This is a genomic window from Actinomyces sp. HMT 175, assembly GCF_016694895.1.
Classification (GTDB): domain Bacteria; phylum Actinomycetota; class Actinomycetes; order Actinomycetales; family Actinomycetaceae; genus Actinomyces; species Actinomyces oris.
On sequence record NZ_CP068012.1, the window covers coordinates 1,189,774 to 1,205,992 of the forward strand.

11 protein-coding genes are annotated in these 16,219 nt (G+C 68.4%); 8 read left to right on the top strand and 3 right to left on the bottom strand.

Annotated features, from left to right (window positions below; translation table 11 throughout):
• Window positions 1-6: 6 nt before the first annotated feature.
• The 4 genes from JJJ14_RS05140 to JJJ14_RS05155 all read left to right on the top strand — a co-directional run bounded on the left by JJJ14_RS05140 (window position 7) and on the right by JJJ14_RS05155 (window position 4,709).
• Window positions 7-2,022, top strand: coding sequence for a metallophosphoesterase family protein (locus tag JJJ14_RS05140; RefSeq protein ID WP_201444859.1), 2,016 nt, complete (start codon window positions 7-9; stop codon window positions 2,020-2,022).
• Window positions 2,023-2,115: 93 nt separating this feature from the next.
• Window positions 2,116-2,850: a vitamin K epoxide reductase family protein gene (locus tag JJJ14_RS05145; protein WP_201444860.1), complete on the top strand. Its 735-nt coding sequence runs from the start codon at window positions 2,116-2,118 to the stop codon at window positions 2,848-2,850.
• Window positions 2,847-3,611 carry a metal-dependent transcriptional regulator gene (locus tag JJJ14_RS05150; RefSeq protein ID WP_201444861.1) on the top strand — a complete coding sequence of 255 codons (765 nt, stop codon included), beginning with the start codon at window positions 2,847-2,849 and terminating at the stop codon, window positions 3,609-3,611. Before JJJ14_RS05145 ends, JJJ14_RS05150 begins: the two co-directional genes overlap by 4 nt.
• A 177-nt stretch (window positions 3,612-3,788) precedes the next feature.
• The gene (locus tag JJJ14_RS05155; RefSeq protein ID WP_236592916.1) at window positions 3,789-4,709 is read left to right on the top strand and encodes an Abi family protein; all 921 of its coding nucleotides are present in this window, start codon (window positions 3,789-3,791) and stop codon (window positions 4,707-4,709) included.
• Window positions 4,710-5,027: 318 nt separating this feature from the next.
• On the opposite strand, the gene JJJ14_RS05160 is transcribed toward JJJ14_RS05155, so the two are convergent.
• The gene (locus JJJ14_RS05160) at window positions 5,028-5,261 is read right to left on the bottom strand and encodes a hypothetical protein (RefSeq protein WP_201444862.1); all 234 of its coding nucleotides are present in this window, start codon (window positions 5,259-5,261) and stop codon (window positions 5,028-5,030) included.
• Here JJJ14_RS05160 and JJJ14_RS05165 point away from each other — a divergent pair.
• Window positions 5,245-5,691 (top strand): HIT family protein, encoded by a 447-nt coding sequence (locus tag JJJ14_RS05165; protein ID WP_201444863.1) that lies wholly within the window; start codon window positions 5,245-5,247, stop codon window positions 5,689-5,691. The genes JJJ14_RS05160 and JJJ14_RS05165 overlap by 17 nt on opposite strands.
• Window positions 5,692-5,717: 26 nt before the next feature.
• On the opposite strand, the gene JJJ14_RS05170 is transcribed toward JJJ14_RS05165, so the two are convergent.
• Window positions 5,718-8,246: an HNH endonuclease signature motif containing protein gene (locus tag JJJ14_RS05170; protein WP_201444864.1), complete on the bottom strand. Its 2,529-nt coding sequence runs from the start codon at window positions 8,244-8,246 to the stop codon at window positions 5,718-5,720.
• Between the two features lie 283 nt (window positions 8,247-8,529).
• Here JJJ14_RS05170 and JJJ14_RS05175 point away from each other — a divergent pair, with 283 nt between their 5' ends.
• Window positions 8,530-11,511, top strand: a complete 2,982-nt coding sequence (locus tag JJJ14_RS05175) for a leucine--tRNA ligase (RefSeq protein ID WP_101558346.1) — start codon at window positions 8,530-8,532, stop codon at window positions 11,509-11,511.
• 121 nt (window positions 11,512-11,632) lie between these two features.
• Here the strand turns inward: JJJ14_RS05175 and JJJ14_RS05180 are convergent, their stop codons facing one another.
• Entirely contained in the window at window positions 11,633-13,645 is a 2,013-nt protein-coding gene (locus tag JJJ14_RS05180) for a helicase HerA-like domain-containing protein (RefSeq protein ID WP_101558345.1), read from the bottom strand.
• A gap of 267 nt (window positions 13,646-13,912) precedes the next feature.
• On the opposite strand from JJJ14_RS05180, the gene JJJ14_RS05185 reads away from it, so the two are divergent.
• Window positions 13,913-15,169, top strand: coding sequence for a glycosyltransferase (locus JJJ14_RS05185; protein ID WP_009406116.1), 1,257 nt, complete (start codon window positions 13,913-13,915; stop codon window positions 15,167-15,169).
• Window positions 15,170-15,238: 69 nt separating this feature from the next.
• Complete coding sequence (locus JJJ14_RS05190; RefSeq protein ID WP_101586989.1) at window positions 15,239-16,114, top strand: DegV family protein; 876 nt, start codon at window positions 15,239-15,241, stop codon at window positions 16,112-16,114.
• Window positions 16,115-16,219: the final 105 nt, after the last annotated feature.

Sequence of the window (16,219 nt, forward strand, 5' to 3'; positions counted from 1 at the left end):
CGAGCGGTGTTACAGACATCTTCAGGCCCTGACACCGGAGCCGACGCCGATACCGGCACCGCCGAGCGAGCAGGAGACCTGTGGGACGGTCTGCTGACGGCCGTGCGACGCTGCTGCGCCCTGGTCGCCACGGTGCTGCTGTCGCCGCGCCTGTGGTGGCGTCGTCGTCGCCCCGGCACCCGCACGGTGATCGGAACAGCGGCCATGATACTGGCCTCCAGCCTCGTCTCCCTCCTGCTGGGTCTGTCCACGGCGACGGCCTCGTCACCGGTCGGCCCGCATGAGGCGACCTGGTCGACGACCCTGGACTCCACTGTCACGCTGGACCTCGGGCCGCTGGGAACGGCCTCGCTTGAGTCCCCGGCAGGAATGCTCGGCGTCAAGGTGGTTCTGGGGGAGATCCCGGGCGATCCGACACCCAATACGGCCAATGCCGCCAGCGTGGGCCAGTCCCTGTCCTCCGACGCGACCTCCTACCTCTCACTGGTCTCCCACCCCGACCTGACGATCCGGCAGGGCCTCTACGCACTGGCCGGCGACGCCCTGCGCCGGGCCGGGGTCGTTGAGGCGATCTTCCTGTGCTGTGTGGCCGCCTGGCGCCTGGCGCCGACCAAGCCCTGGCGCGAGACCGTCCGAGCCGGCGCCTCACACCGCTGGGCCACCACCGTGGCGGCCTGTGCGACCGTGGCCACCGCGGTCTCCCTCCTGGTGCCGGCCATGCGCACGGCCACCTCGCCCGGCTCCACCCTGTCCGTCCTGGAGGGGACGCCGCTGGCCCAGGCCCGTTTCTCGGGACGCATTGCCGACGTCGTCACCGCCTACGGGTCCAAGGCGCGCACCTTCGTGGAGACGAACAAGGGCTTCTACGCCAAGGCGGACACCAACCTGCGGGCCGCATGGAAGGCCGCCGAGCAGACTGAGGGCCTGGTGGACGTCACCGCCGTCGACGGCAAGGTGGATACCGAGAGCCTTCAGAGCCGGGTCAGGGCCTCCTCCGCGAAGACTCTGGTGGATGCCGGCCCCGACCCGGAGCCCGGCACCGCCCCGCAGCCCTCGGAGAGCCCACGGGCCACCGCGACGCCCTCGATCTCGGTGACCGGGGCCCGATCAGTGCCAGAGCGGGGACGCAAGACCGCCGTGCTCACCACGGACCTGCACTGCAACCTCGACGTCATCGCCTTCTCCGGGGTCCTCGACCAGCTCTCGGGCGCCGACATCCACATGGACGACGGTGACCTGACCATGACCGGCTCGGACCCGGAGCGGGTGTGCGTCGACGCGCTGACCCAGGCGGTCCCGAGCTCGACGAAGAAGGTCGCCACGATCGGCAACCACGACTCCGACGCCACGGCCGCCCGCCTGCGCTCCCAGGGGTGGACCGTCACCAACGGCTCGGTCCAGACGGTCGCCGGGATCACCTTCCTGGGGCACGACGACGCCGAGCGCACAACAGCTGCGGGCACCAAGCCCCGCAACGGGGAGACCACCGAGAAGATCGCCTCCCGCCTGGCCACGACCAGCTGCGGAAGCACGCAGGTCGACGTCGTCCTCATTCATCAGCCCGCCACTTTCGACACGCTCACCAAGGAGGGCTGCGCGCCGCTGCTCCTGGCCGGGCACGTCCACGCCGAACGGGGGATGACCACGACGATCAGCCCCCGAACCGGTCTGCCCGTCTCCGGGATCATCTCGGGCGCAGGCAAGGGCGGCACGTCCCTGGGGTCGGTCACCGAGGACGCCTTCCTCCACGTCATGTCCTTCGACTCCGCCGGCGCGCTGGTGGCCTGGCGCGCCGTCATCCTCCACTCCGACGCCTCGGTGACGGTGGGGGCCTGGCGGTCCGTGCCGGGTCTCGCCGCGGGACAGACGACAGCCACGATGGCTTCAACCCCGAGCCCGACGGCGTCGGCCACCCCGGTGCCGACACCGACCGGAGCCCCGCAGAGCACGAGGCCCGAGGATGGCTCTGCGCCACAGGAGGGGGCAGAGCCCCAGGGGGAGAGCGAATCCTCGGACGGGTAGGACAGAGGTGACCGTCTGTGGCTACGCTCTCGTCCTGATAACCCTACGAGGCCCAGAAGAACTGCTGATGCACCACCGGTGAGGAGACTGACGATGTCGCGCATGCCCACAGATGCCGAGATCGATGAGATGAGCGAGGAAGAGCTCGAGGCCTACCTGGGCTCCGGCCCCGCTCAAGAGCTCGACCGGCGCGCTCGTCGTGATACCGGCGAGGGCTCGTCCGCGCGCCCAGCTTGGCTGCGGCGCTCCGGGGCCGAGCGGGGATTCGGCTGGCTGCTCACCGTGTGCGCACTGATCGGGATCCTCGCCTGCTGGGAGCTCATCACCGCCCAGCTCAACCTGCTGCGCAACCCGTACGCGGAGCTCGTCTGCGACGTCAGCCCCCTGGTGTCCTGCGGCGACTCCCTCAACGTGTGGCAGGGAAACCTGCTGGGGGTGCCCAACTCCTTCGTCGGGGCCATCGCCTTCGGGGCCCTGGCCGCGATCGGCCTGGTACTGCTCAGCGGTGCGCGCCTGCCGCGCTGGATGTGGTGGGGGCTCAGCGCCGGCAGCCTCGGCGGGATCGCCTTCGTCATCTGGTTCCTGTCCGTATCCATCATGACCTTCGGCAAGCTCTGCCCCTTCTGCATGGTCATCTGGTCCGTCACCATCCCGGTGGCCGCTCACTCCTGGGCCTGGGCCGCGGCCGGCGGGCACCTGGGGCTGTGTGACAACCTGGCGCTGGACGTGCTCAAGGCCCGCTGGTGGATCACGGCGGCGATGTACCTGGCGGTGGTTCTCACCATCGTCATCGCTTTCGGCGGCCAGCTGGCGAGGCTGTTCGGGTGACTGCGCCCAAGGAGCGGAGGGCTCCAAGCGGGTCTGGTGGGAAGTCCTCGGTGGCGGGGGACTCGACCGTCACGCAGGACTATCTCAAGGTTGTGTGGGCCGCGTGCGAGTGGGGCGGCGCGGGCGCCTCTGTCACCGGCCTGGCCAAACGCATGGAGGTGGCCCCCTCGACCGCCTCGGAGAACGTGGCTCGCCTCGTGGAGGAGGGGCTGCTCGTCCACGAGCCCTACAAGGCCGTCACCCTCTCCGAGGAGGGGCGACGTCGGGCCATGGGCATGATCCGCCGTCACCGCATCCTGGAGACCTACCTGGTCACTCGGCTCGGCTTCGGCTGGGATGAGGTGCATGCTGAGGCCGAGGAGCTCGAGCACGCCGTCTCTGAGCGGCTGCTGGAGAGGCTCGACGCGGTCCTGGGGCACCCCACCCGTGATCCGCATGGGGACCCGATCCCCACGGCCGACGGCCGCCTCATCGTGCCCGACCTGGTGGGCCTGGAGACGTTGCCGGTGGGCTCCGACGGCGTCGTCGGACGGATTCAGGACGACACCGAGACGCTGCGCCGCCTGGAGCGGGCCGGCATCGGGCTGGACAGCCGGGTGCGGATCCGCGATCGGGGCACCGTGGCACCGGCCGTGGAGGGCGGCGGCCGCAGGCGGGCGACCGTCATCGCCCTGCTGGACGAGGACGCCTCACGCAGCACAGTGCCCAAGGGTGCCCCGGAGGCCATCATCCCCGACGGCTCCCTGTGGCTGTTGGGCTGACCTGAAGCTCGCACTACCCTATTTTGTGCAAAATTGTGACTTAAGTCATATTCCATTAAGTTGGATGTCGGGCATTTCGTCGATTATATTTCTGGTTATCACGACCGGTTCCGCTTCCGTTAAGGAAGTCCAGGGCCGGTCTTCGTTTTATCTCGACGATGAGTCAAGGCGGCAGTGGTGGTTGAACAACCCAAAAGCTTTAAAACTTATGAGGAGCAGGTGGATCTCCTTATAGGGCGGGGAATGTGTGTTGCAGATCGTGACCAAGTCATCGAGAAATTGCGTCGGGTCAATTACTATCGCCTATCGGGGTACTGGTATCCGTTCCGTATGCGTAAGCCGGGTGGGGATGGTCGATCTGATCGTTTTCTTCCTGGGTCTACTTTTGATGATGTGGTTGTTCTCTATGATTTTGATGCAAGACTTAGGGTGGCGGTCCTCGCTGCGCTGGCGCCAGTTGAACTGTCGATGCGAGCCTTGGTTGGGCATGCGTTGGGTGAGATAGACCCGTGCATCCATCTTAATGCAGATTTGTTAGGCCCTGTCGCAAGAGGGGAGCGCTCGTCAGAATACGAAGAGTGGCTGAATAGGTATGACGGAAAGTTGGATACTTCTCGCGAGGACTTTGTGCAGCACCACAAGGAGAGATATGGTGGAACCCTTCCGATATGGGTGGCGGTTGAGGTGTTGGACTGGGGGATGTTGACGCATCTTTATTCAATGTCACCTCGCGTTGCTCAGGTGAAGGTTGCTGATGCTGTCAACCTCACTTCTCCTCAGTTGGAATCTTGGCTAAAAGCCCTGAATATAGTGAGAAACATCGCGGCACATCATGGACGTATGTATAATCGAGTTTACGGTAAAACGCCTAGGTTGCCGAGAAGGGAAACGCATCCCGAGGTGCTTTTCTGTGCCGGTGCACTGAATCGAATTTTTGGTCAGGCTACTTTGATTCAATATCTACTGAGAGTTCTTAAGGTGGGTAATCTTAAAATACTGCCTTCGGTGTTCAAGACGTTTCCAGAAAACGAGATTGTTCCTTTTTGGAGCACGGGCGCTCCTGATGGTTGGATTCAGAGTGGACTGTGGAAATTGTAGGTCATCTAGTGTGTTGAGAGGTATAGTTGGTGGTGTGGACTTGATTTTTCGGACTATTGCTATCGAAACTACTCGAAGTCGGGCTGTTGCGTACTTGCCGGTTTGATAGGCTCCTGTGTGTTCATCGTGGCTCGAGCGTGAGAGTGACTCATGGGATGGGACAGCAATAGGCAGTTCCTGGCGACACCGTTTCTTCCAAAGTGAGGCAGACACTTCCGCCTATGCCGTCAGAGAGCATGTTCTCATCCATGATGAGGAGTGGACAGTACGGATGGTGGCCCAGCGACTCCCGGCCTGCACCTGGAGGTGACGGGTGTCTCAGCCCTGGTTCGCGACCTGGAGACCGTCTTCTTCACGGCCATCGAGCACGTTGAACGGCTCGATCTCGCTCAGGTCCAGTTCGTTCCGGATCAGTTGGCGCGGCATCTGTGCATTCGCCTGTGGCTCGACGTCGCGCCGACTCGTGCCCGTGAGCGACCGGTCGTCTGCTGACAAACCTGGACGGATCCGGGCCCGGCTGGGGGACAATGGGGCCATGAGCACGATTTTCACCAAGATCATCGCCGGCGAGATCCCCGGCCGTTTCGTGTGGGCGGACGAGGTCTGCGTCGCCTTCGCCACCATTGAGCCGCACACCGATGGGCACGTCCTCGTGGTCCCACGGCTCGAGGTCGACTCCTACGTGGATGCGCCCGATGACGTGGTGGCGCACCTGGCCGTGGTCGCCAAGCGCATTGGAGCTGCACAGGTGCGCGTCTTCGGGGCGCCCCGCGCCGGGCTCATCGTGGCCGGTTACGGCGTCGACCACCTGCACCTGCACGTGCTGCCGATCCGCTGCGAGGAGGACCTGTCCTTCTCCTCGGCCCGCCACCCCGAGGTCCCCGAGCTCGACGCCGCCATGGAGCGCCTGCGGGCCGGCCTCGTCGAGGACGGCTGGGGCGAGTTCGTGCCCGCGCAGATGGACAGCGCGGCGCTCGCGTAGCCCCGACGCTACCCCCTTTGTCCTCGTCAGAAGGGTGGGGCTTGGTCGATGAGGGGCGCTAGTCCCAGGGAGTGGGCGGCCCTCGGAAGAGGGGTGGTCTCGTAGTCTCCCGCCTTTTCGCCGGGTAGGGGGCCTCGGGTCACGAGGCGGGCACTACCGCTGCTGGGCTGGGTACGGTCGAGGGCGGTGTTGAATCGGTCGATGAGCTCAGGGCCGATCTGCTGGCTCAGGTCGGCCGGGACGACGGTGCTGGGAACAAGGTGCTGGTGGGGGCCGACCTTGTGGGGCAGGCGGTCGATGGTGCCGTCTGGGTGGCGCCGATAGACGGTCTTGTCCGGGGTGTGCCAAGACAAGACCCCGCTGTCACGGTCTCTGGTGAGTGCCCATCCGGGAGTGTGCTTGAGTCGGTGATGGGCCTGACAGAGCACCACGAGGTTGTCCAGGCTGGTGGTCCCGCCCTGGCTCCAGGCGGTGAGGTGGTCGATATCGCAGCGGGAGGCCGGAGTCTGGCAGGTGGGGAAAACACATGTTTTGTCGCGGGCTCGCACGAGGTCCGCAAGTCCCACCGGAGGCCGGTACCTGGTGCGGCCGACGTCCAGGACGGTGCCGCTGGCGGGGTCGGTCACCAGGCGCCTCCAGGTCCCGCCGGCGGCCAGGGCCCAGGCAGTCATGGCCGGTACCGCTGCGCTGCGCGCCCCGATCCTCACCTCAGCGACCTCTACTGGTGTGGCGGAAAACGGGGAGATGACCTGGGCGGTGGGCTGGATGGTGGGAGCAACCGGGGCGAGTTCAGGCAGACTCCTCCCTCTAGGCCCGGGCAGACTTCTCCCACCGGGGGTGGGCAGATTTCTCCCGCCGCTCGGGGAGTCTGCGCTGTTGAGAGGCTCGGGCGCGGCTGTGGAGCATTCGCCAGGGCCGGCTCCACCTGGATCAAGACAGCGGGGGTCGTCGGGGCTCTCGCTGTCCCCAGGACCACAGCCCCCAGAAATGCCGTCCCGGAGCCGGTTGTCTTCGGATGAGGTGCCGGGGCTGACGCCTCCGGGATCGACGCCGCCGGTGGGGCCCTCTTCCGGCAGAGCCAGACCAACCAGGCTGCTCAGAGGAACGGTGACGTTGACGTTGATGCGGATGCCTTCTGGCAGAGGAAGGTGACCGGTGGCTGAAGGGGTCCACCACGGGCTGTTCGATCCCACCAGGCCGCTCAAAGCGCCCAGGAGCCCTTCCAGAGGTACCCCGTCAGGCAGCAGCCGCCCCGGGGAAGGGGGCTCAAGAGGAACCGAGGACGAGAGCACTGAACCCGGCTCACTCAAACCACCACCACCACAGATGCCGTCATCACCGCTGGCACCGATGCCGCTGCCGCAGATGCCGCCGCCGAGGCTGTACCCTCCGTGATTGTCGTTGTCGGTGCCGTCGTCGCCACCGCTGCTGCCGTCGTGATTTGTGTTTGCGGGGGTGGTGGGGTCTTGCGCGGGCATATGGTAGGCGGCCTGCTGGCTGGTGCGCAGTGTTGAGAGGGTCATCGCGGTGATGGCATCGGCTCGCAGCTGACCCAGGGTGCGTTTCTCGCCGCAGGCCCGCGCCGAAGCGGCGATTGCGTCCAGGGTGGCGTCCAGTAGCAGGGCGTCCATGGTTGGCAGCAGAAGCCGGACTTGGCAGAGGCCCTCTCCCGCAGGCCGGGGGCGCGACACGCACCGCTGCTCGGTATTGTTCTGGCTCCGCTCAGCGTGGCCGTCAGGGTCAATCTCCGTCAGGGCACGATCCAGATCCCTCTCCACCTGCGACACGCTCCGTCTAGGCGCCTGAGGCAGAACCTTGTCCTGGACTGCAAGCGCCACCGGAGTGGGTACGTCTTCCAGGCGGTGGGTCACCAGGAACGCCTTCGCCGAGTCCAGGACCCCGCAGCGTTCCATGGCCTCGACTGGGGCGAAGCCCATGCTCATGAGGGCCTGGCCGTGATTCACCATCTGACCGGCCCGAGTCCGAGAGACGCCCAGGCGGGTGGAGAGCAGACAGGTGGCATTGAACCGCCGCTCCTCATAACCCACCACCGGAGAGACCTCAGCATGCGGACCCCACTGGCCCGGGTGACTGGACAGCTCAGGGCACCCGGTCAGGCAGGCCGCCGCCAGGGCCTCGCCCCAGGTGGCCCAGGCCGCCAGGCGGTGGCAGGCCGCGGCCAGCTCTCCCAAACCCGAGGCCCCCAGAGACATGAGCCCTGAGGTGCCGACCTCCTCCACGCTCATTGTTCGGCGCTGTTCGGAGGCGGCCACCAGCGCCACGTCAGTACCCGACTCATTGGTGAAGAGGGACGGCACGGCAGCCTTGGCAGCGGTAGAGCACTCGTCGTCGGCGTCCTGGGCAGTCACCAGCAGGTGGGCCAGCAGCCCCTCCACCACACCGGCCAGCGCCTGGCCCGCACCCAGGGAGGCCAACAGGGCTGCCGTCTCCTCTGCCGAGACCTGCGGTATCGACGTGGGAGCCCCGCCAGGCGCACCCAGCATCCCGACCGCATCACCGGCCGGGACGCGAGGAAGCACACCACCTTCGAACATATGTACAGTATAGCAGGTGGTGCCCGTGCCCCGCACGCTGAAGCAGGCTCCAGAATCACTGGAACAGCAACGATTAACCGCATATCTGGCGCCTTTATCGCCGGCGCATTCTCTCTCGGAGCCGGCGTGATGGCCCGCAGAGACCGCTCGAACCTCGCTGGGCTCTGCCGACGTGACCGGTCTCGCCCGCCCGTGGGACGGACGCCGCCGGGCGCCACTGCTGGCGGACGATAGGCTGTGCCTCAGCACCAGGAAGCACGAGTAGGAAAAGAGCGCTGCTGCGATGTCAGAGAGAACCGCACCGGTCGAGTCCGACACCCCCTTCCGCTACACGGCGGAGCTGGCGGACTCCATCGAGACCGCCTGGCAGGACCGCTGGGAGGCCGAGGGCACCTTCAACGCCGACAACCCCGTCGGCGCTCTGGCCGGCCCCGGGGCGGACAAGGAGAAGTTCTTCCTGCTGGACATGTTCCCCTACCCCTCCGGCAAGGGCCTGCACGTGGGCCACCCGCTGGGCTACATCGCCACCGACGTCGTCGCTCGCTTCACCCGGATGACTGGCAGGAACGTCCTGTACACGATGGGCTACGATGCCTTCGGCCTGCCCGCCGAGCAGTACGCCGTCACCACTGGCCAGCACCCGCGCATCTCCACCGAGGCCAACATCGCCAACATGCGCCGCCAGCTGCGCCGCCTGGGCCTGTCCCACGACCCGCGCCGCTCCCTGGCCACGATCGACGTCGACTACGTGCGCTGGACCCAGTGGATCTTCCTGCAGGTCTTCAACTCCTGGTTCGACCCCGAGGCCCCGCGCCGCGACGGCCGCGGCAAGGGTGCGGCCCGGCCGGTGACCGAGCTGCGCGACAAGCTCGCCTCCGGCCAGGTCCCCGTCCCCGACGGCCGCGACTGGGACGCTCTGAGCGCCGCCGAGCAGGCCGAGGTCGTCGACTCCTTCCGCCTGGCCTACGTCTCCAGCGCCCCTGTCAACTGGTGCCCCGGCCTGGGCACGGTGCTGGCCAACGAGGAGGTCACCTCCGAGGGCCGCTCCGAGCGGGGCAACTACCCGGTCTTCAAGCGCAACCTGCGCCAGTGGATGATGCGCATCACCGCCTACGGCGACCGCCTCGCCGAAGACCTGGACACCGTGGACTGGCCCGAGAAGGTCAAGCTCATGCAGCGCAACTGGATCGGACGCTCCGAGGGCGCCGAGGTGACCTTCACCGTCCCCGGGGCCGGACAAGGCGCCCAGCAGGACGCGTCGCTGAGCGTCTACACCACCCGCCCCGACACCCTCTTCGGCGCCACCTTCATGGTGGTGGCCCCCGAGCACCCCATGCTGGGTGGCCTGCAGGCCTCCGGCTCGGTGCGCACCGAGGCTCAGATCGCCGACGACGCCGCGGCCCTGACTGTCCCGGCCGCCTGGCCCGAGGGCACCAAGGAGGCCTGGACCGGCGGCTACGCGACCCCCGCCGAGGCCGTGGCCGCCTACCGCGCCCAGGCCGCGGCGACGTCGGACGCCGACCGCACCGACGAGGGCCGGGTCAAGACCGGCGTCTTCACCGGCTTCTTCGGCATCAACCCCGTCAACGGGGCGAAGGTGCCGGTCTTCGTGGCCGACTACGTCCTCATGGGCTACGGGACCGGTGCCATCATGGCCGTGCCCGCCCACGACGAGCGCGACTACGCCTTCGCCACTAAGTACGACATCGACATCGTCCAGACCATCGGCCCAGCCGACGACCCCCACGGCGTCGACCTGAGCGCCCAGGCCTACACCGGTGACGGTGTGGTCGTGAACTCCGCCCAGGGCGACCTGGACATCAATGGCATGGGCAAGGACGAGGCCAAGGCCACCATGATCGGCTGGCTGGAGGCCAAGGGCGCCGGCCGCGGCGCGGTCACCTACCGCCTGCGCGACTGGCTCTTCTCCCGCCAGCGCTACTGGGGCGAGCCCTTCCCGATCGTGTGGGACGAGGACGGCGGCGTCCACGCCCTGCCCGAGTCGATGCTGCCGGTCGAGCTGCCCGAGGTCACCGACTACTCGCCGCGCTCCTACGACCCCGACGACGCCGACTCCTCCCCGGAGCCGCCGCTGGGCAAGGCCACCGAGTGGGTCGAGGTCGAGCTCGACCTGGGTGACGGCCCCCGGACCTACTACCGCGAGACCAATACGATGCCGCAGTGGGCCGGCTCGTGCTGGTACGAGATGCGCTACATCGACCCCACCGATGACAAGGCGCTCGTCGACCCGGCCAACGAGGCCTACTGGATGGGGCCGCGCCCGCAGGCCGGCAACATCTCCGGCGGCACCGACCTGTACGTCGGCGGTGTCGAGCACGCCGTCCTGCACCTGCTTTACGCGCGCTTCTGGCACAAGGTCCTGTTCGACCTGGGCCACGTCTCCTCCTCCGAGCCCTACCACCGCCTCTTCAACCAGGGCTACGTCCAGGCCTACGCCTACACCGACTCCCGCGGCCAGTACGTGCCCGCTGACGAGGTCGAGGAGGTCACCGCCGAGGACGGCTCCACCAGCTACCTGTGGCAGGGGCAGCCCGTGCGCCGCGAGTACGGCAAGATGGGCAAGTCCCTGAAGAACATCGTCACCCCCGACGACATGTACGAGGCCTACGGCGCAGATACCTTCCGCGTCTACGAGATGAGCATGGGGCCGCTGGACGCCGACCGCCCGTGGGACACCCGCGCCGTCGCCGGCAGCCAGCGCTTCCTGCAGCGCCTGTGGCGCAACGTCATCGACGAGACCACCGGCGAGCTGACGGTGACCGAGGAGAGCGCCGACGAGGAGACCCGCCGGCTCGTGGCCAAGACGATCGTGGGCGTGCGTGAGGACTACGAGGGGATGCGCCTGAACACGGCCATCGCCAAGCTCATCGTCCTCAACAACCACCTCACCGGGCTCGGGGAGGTCCCGCGTGAGGCCGTCGAGGCCCTCGTCCTCATGACGGCGCCTGTGGCCCCGCACATCGCCGAGGAGATCTGGAAGCGCCTGGGCCACGAGCACTCCCTGGCCCACGAGGACTTCCCGGTCGTGACCGACGAGGCGCTGCTGGCCGCCGAGAAGGTCACCTGCGTCATCCAGGTCAAGGGCAAGGTCCGCGACCGCCTCGAAGTCGACCCCGACATCTCCGAGGCCGAGCTCGAGATACTGGCTCTGGAGGCCCCCGGCGTCATCCGCACCCTGGACGGGCGCGGCGTGCGCAAGGTGATTGTGCGCGCCCCCAAGCTGGTGAGTATCGTTCCCGAGTGATCGGGGTGGGCTCTCCGACGGTGCCGCTCACGGCCGCGCCGCGGTAGCTCAGGAACAGCACGAGGGGCTGCACCGACCCGAGATGGTTGGTGCAGCCCCTTCGCTCAGCATGAGCCGGTTCTCAGCGGCGCCTGAGGGTGCCGAAGATGGAGCGCGTGATCTCGCGGGTGATCTGGCGGCCCACCGAGCCGATGGTCTTCTCGACCTCCCGCTTGCGCCGCTCGGCGGCCCTCTCCGCCTCGCGCTGGCGGCGCTGGGCCTCCTTGACGGCCTCGCGCTCCAGGCGCTCGGCCTCCTTCTGACGCTGAGCCGCCTGGCGGGCGGCCTCCTTCTCCAGGGCCTTCTGGGCGGCGGCGTCGGCCTTGGCCTGCTCCTTGGCGGCCTGCTCGGCGGCGCGAGCGGCCTCGGCGGCCTCGGCGTCGGCCTGGACCCGCTGGGCCAGCAGCTCGTAGGCGGACTCGTTGTCCACACTCGTGGCGTACTTGGGTTTCAGCGGTGAGGAGGCCAGCACCTGGCTGACGGTGCCGTCCTGGGCCGGCCCCATGACGGCGGCGGGCACGTTGATGACCACCGGGGCCACCGGCGCCGGGCGCCCCTTCTCGTCCAGCACGCTGACGACGGCCTGGCCGGTGCCCAGCGACGTGAGCACCCGGCTGAGGTCCACCGGGCTGACCGGGAAGGTGGAGACCGCCTTCTTGAGGTTGGCGGCGTCGGCCGGGGTGTGGGCGCGCAGCGCGTGCTGCACCCTGCTGCCGAGCTGGGCCAGGACCTCGTCGGGGACGTCCGTGGGGGACTGGGTGATGAAGACGATGCCCACGCCCTTGGAGCGGATGAGCCGCACCGTGCGCACCACGGCCTCCAGGAATGCCTTCGAGGCGCCGGAGAACAGCAGGTGCGCCTCGTCGAAGAAGAACACCATGGTGGGCTTGTCCGGGTCGCCGACCTCCGGCAGGGTCTCGAAGAGCTCGGCGAGCAGCCACATGAGGAAGGTGGAGAACAGTGTGCCCTGGGACTGGATGTCGGCCAGCTCCAGGGCGGAGATGATGCCGCGCCCATCGGGGGAGACCCGCATGAGGTCACGCACGTCGAGCGCCGGCTCACCGAAGAAGGCCTCACCGCCGGCCGCCTCCAGGGCGGCGATCTCCCGCAGGATGACCCCGGCCGTGGCCGCGGAGACCCCACCGATGGTCTTGAGCTCCTCCTTACCGGCCTCCGTGTTCGTCAGGTAGTCGACGACGGCGCGCAGGTCCTTCAGGTCCAGCAGGGCCAGCCCCTGGCTGTCCGCCCAGTGGAACACCAGCTGGAGGGCGGAGGCCTGCGTGTCGTTCAGGCCCAGGACCCGCGAGAGCAGGATCGGCCCGAACTCGGTGACCGTCGTGCGGATCGGGGTGCCGCTGATGCCGGCGCCGGAGTCCGACCCGCCGAGGTTGAACAGCTCGATGGGGAAGGACTGGCCCGTCCAGTCCTGGCCGGTGGAGGCGATGCGGGAGGCGATCTTGTCGTTGGAGGCTCCGGCCTCGGCCAGTCCGGTCAGGTCCCCCTTGACGTCGGCCAGGAACACCGGGACGCCGGCGGCGGACAGTCCCTCGGCCAGGAGCTGGAGCGTGCGGGTCTTACCGGTTCCGGTCGCCCCGGCCACCAGCGCGTGCCGGTTGAGCAGTCCCAGCGGGATGCCCACCGACAGGCCCTTGACCGCCGCGGGCTCACCGCCCGAGAGCGTGTCGAGGTAGGTGCCCACCGGCAGGGTGGGGGAGGAGAAGCTGTAGCCGGAACGTACCTGGGCGGTGTAGCCGGTCTCCTCGGCCTCCTGACTGCCCGAGGCATGCTCGGCTGCAGCGGCGGTCTCGGCCTGCGCGGGTGCCGGCTCCTGAACTGGCTCCTGCACGGGTTCCTGGGGCTGATCGGCGGCCGCAGCCGGCTCGGCGGAGGGGGTGGCATCGGCTGCTTGAGCGGGGGGCTCGCCCGGTGCGTCAGTAGTGCGGGGCTCGCCGGCCTGCTCCACGGCCGAGGCCGGGGTGGAGGCGATGGCGGCGTCAAGGGCCGCCTGGGCGGCGGCTGCCTTGGCTGCGGCGGCTTCGGCGGCGGCCTGGGCGGCCTCGGCCTTGAGGCGTGCGATCTCAGCGGAATCGGTCATGGAACCATCGTAAACGCCGAACCTGCCAGTGCGCTGACCTGGGCGTGCCAGTGGAGCCGGCGCCGTTTCTGACCGCGAGAGAGGCAGGAGCCCGGCGAACAAGGTACCCTCGGGCCTCAATGGCGTTGAGATACTACGTCTGATCCCGCACCTGCCCGCCCCAGTGCCGCGAGGTTTACACGCCCCCATGCTGCCCCCTGCGTCGTCGTTTCCGAAAGAACCGCCCCTGACGGGCCTGCTGCTGGTGCACCCGAACCACAGGAACAGGTGAACGCTGTGCGGATCGCCTTCTTCATTGACGACTACCTGCCCTCCGTCCACGGCGTGGCCACCTCCACAGCCACCTTCCGTGCCGCCCTGGAGCGCATGGGACACGAGGTCTACGTGGTGGCCCCCAAGGCCGAGGGCTATGAGGAGACCGACGATCACGTCATCCGCCTGTCCTCCTCTCGCTACTACGTCTTCGACAGCCGCGAGGTCGCCACCATCTATCCGGGCCTGGCCCGGCGCTTCGACGCCTACGACTTCGACATCGTCCACAGCCAGACCCAGTTCAGCCTGGGGGTCCTGGCGCACTGGGTGGCCAAGCGCCAGAACATCCCCCACGTCACCACCATCCACACCCTCTACACCGAGCTCATCGACGACTACCCGCTGGCCGTGCTCTCGGGCCTGCTGGCCCTGTCCGTCGCCTTCCCCGTGGCGCTCAAGTCGCAGCCTGTCCTGCCGCGCGTTCACCGGGAGACCATCAAGCACCTCAACAAGCGCGACATGAAGACGGCCCTGTCCCGTCAGGGGTGGCGCCTGACGGCGGCCTTCGCCAACAAGTGCGACGCATGCCTGTCGCCCTCCCAGCACCTGGCCCGGATTCTCATCGACGACGGCGGACTGACCACCCCCTGCATGGTGCTGCCCAACGGGCTGGACTCCACCCGCTACCGCAGTGCCCGCGCCGCCGACTCACCGATCCCCAAGGCCCCCGGCGAGAAGATCATCATCTGCGTGGCCCGCCTCAGCCCGGAGAAGCGGCAGATGACGCTCGTTGAGGCCATGCCCCACCTGTCCGGCCTGCCGGTCAAGCTGGTGCTCGTGGGCCCGGGCCCCTCCCAGGAGGAGCTGGGGCGGCGCGCCGAGGAGCTCGGGGTGGCGGACCGGGTGATCCTGACCGGCACGTGCTCGCCGGAGGAGGTCGCCGTCCTGCTCAAGCAGGCCGACGTCTTCTCCCTGGCCTCCTACCACTTCGACAACCAGCCCATGGTGTTCCTGGAGGCCGCCGCCTGCGGGCTGCCGATCGTCTACTGCGACGAGCGGATGACCGAGTGCCTCACCGAGCGCAACGCCATCCTCACCGACGGCATCGAGGGGGAGGACTTCGCCCGGGTCTTCGCCTCCCTGCTGTCCGACGACGCCCGGCTCGCCGCGCTGTCCGAGGGGGCCCTGGAGGTGGCTCAGCAGTTCGACTCCGAGACGATGACCAGGCGGCTCATCAACCTCTACGAGGACCTCCTGGTCTCGTATCGCTGACGGCCGGCCCTGGAGAGCAGCCGTGGCGCCTTGCCGGTCAGTGCGCGGCTTGCCGATAAGGTATGCGGCATGTCGCTCGCCGTCGTCACCGACTCCGCCGCCTGCCTGACGGAGCCCCTGCTGCGTGAGCGCGCGATCGAGGTGGTGCCGCTGCACGCCATCCCCGCTGACAACGGTGAGCCCGCCACCACCTCACGGCCCAGTGTCCAGGAGCTGGTGGACGCCTACCGGCGCGCGGCCAGCAGGGCCGAAGAGGTCCTGGCCATCCACATCTCCTCGGCCCTGTCCGGCACCATGGACAACGCCCGCATCGCCGCCGCCCAGCTCGAGGCCGAGTACCGGGACCAGCCCAACGGCCCGGGCCCGAGCGCGGGGCGCCGACGCCCGCAGTGGCTGCGCGTGGTCGACTCCGGCACCAGCTCCGGCGCCCTGGGGCTCGCGGTGCTGGCAGCCTCCGGCGCCCACGACGCCCGTCGCGGTGCCGCCCTGGCTCAGGCCAGCACCGCCCGGTCCTGCCAGCTCTTCGTCGTCGACGACCTGGGACGCCTGGCCCGCTCGGGAAGGATCGACCGCACCACGGCCCGCCTGGACGGTGTCCTGGGAATCCGCCCGGTCCTGGCCCTGACCCGCGACGGAATCCGGACGCTGGAGACCGTGCGCGGAGCGGCCCGAGCCAGGCGCCACCTCATCGCGCAGGCCGTCCGCGTCGCCGGCGGGACCGCCCTGTCCGGCCCCAGGCACCCCGCAGACCCGGTGCGCCTGGTCATTCAAGGCGACGACGCCTCCAAGCTGGCACTGCTCGAGACCGATCTGCGCCAGGCCATGGAGGAGGCAGGAGCCAAGGTCTCCGAGGTCCTCACCCTCCCGGTCGACGAGGCGACGAGCACCCACGTGGGCCCCGGCGCCCTCGGCATCGCCGTCGCCCCGGACCTGAAGACCCATTGAGCCAGGCCTGACGACGCGGCCCGGTTGCCACAGGCCGCCAGGCGCCACTGCTCTCCACAGGGCAGACGGCCTCACCATGCGCCCCATGGGTCCGGTCCCTACCGT

What these genes read in the sequence shown, in the direction of transcription:
- JJJ14_RS05175 (WP_101558346.1), top strand. Translation starts at nt 8,530, where the DNA reads ATGTCAGAGAGAACCGCACCGGTCGAGTCCGACACCCCCTTCCGCTAC.
- JJJ14_RS05165 (WP_201444863.1), top strand. Translation starts at nt 5,245, where the DNA reads ATGAGCACGATTTTCACCAAGATCATCGCCGGCGAGATCCCCGGCCGT.
- JJJ14_RS05190 (WP_101586989.1), top strand. Translation starts at nt 15,239, where the DNA reads ATGTCGCTCGCCGTCGTCACCGACTCCGCCGCCTGCCTGACGGAGCCC.
- JJJ14_RS05170 (WP_201444864.1), bottom strand. Translation starts at nt 8,246, where the DNA reads ATGTTCGAAGGTGGTGTGCTTCCTCGCGTCCCGGCCGGTGATGCGGTC.
- JJJ14_RS05180 (WP_101558345.1), bottom strand. Translation starts at nt 13,645, where the DNA reads ATGACCGATTCCGCTGAGATCGCACGCCTCAAGGCCGAGGCCGCCCAG.
- JJJ14_RS05145 (WP_201444860.1), top strand. Translation starts at nt 2,116, where the DNA reads ATGTCGCGCATGCCCACAGATGCCGAGATCGATGAGATGAGCGAGGAA.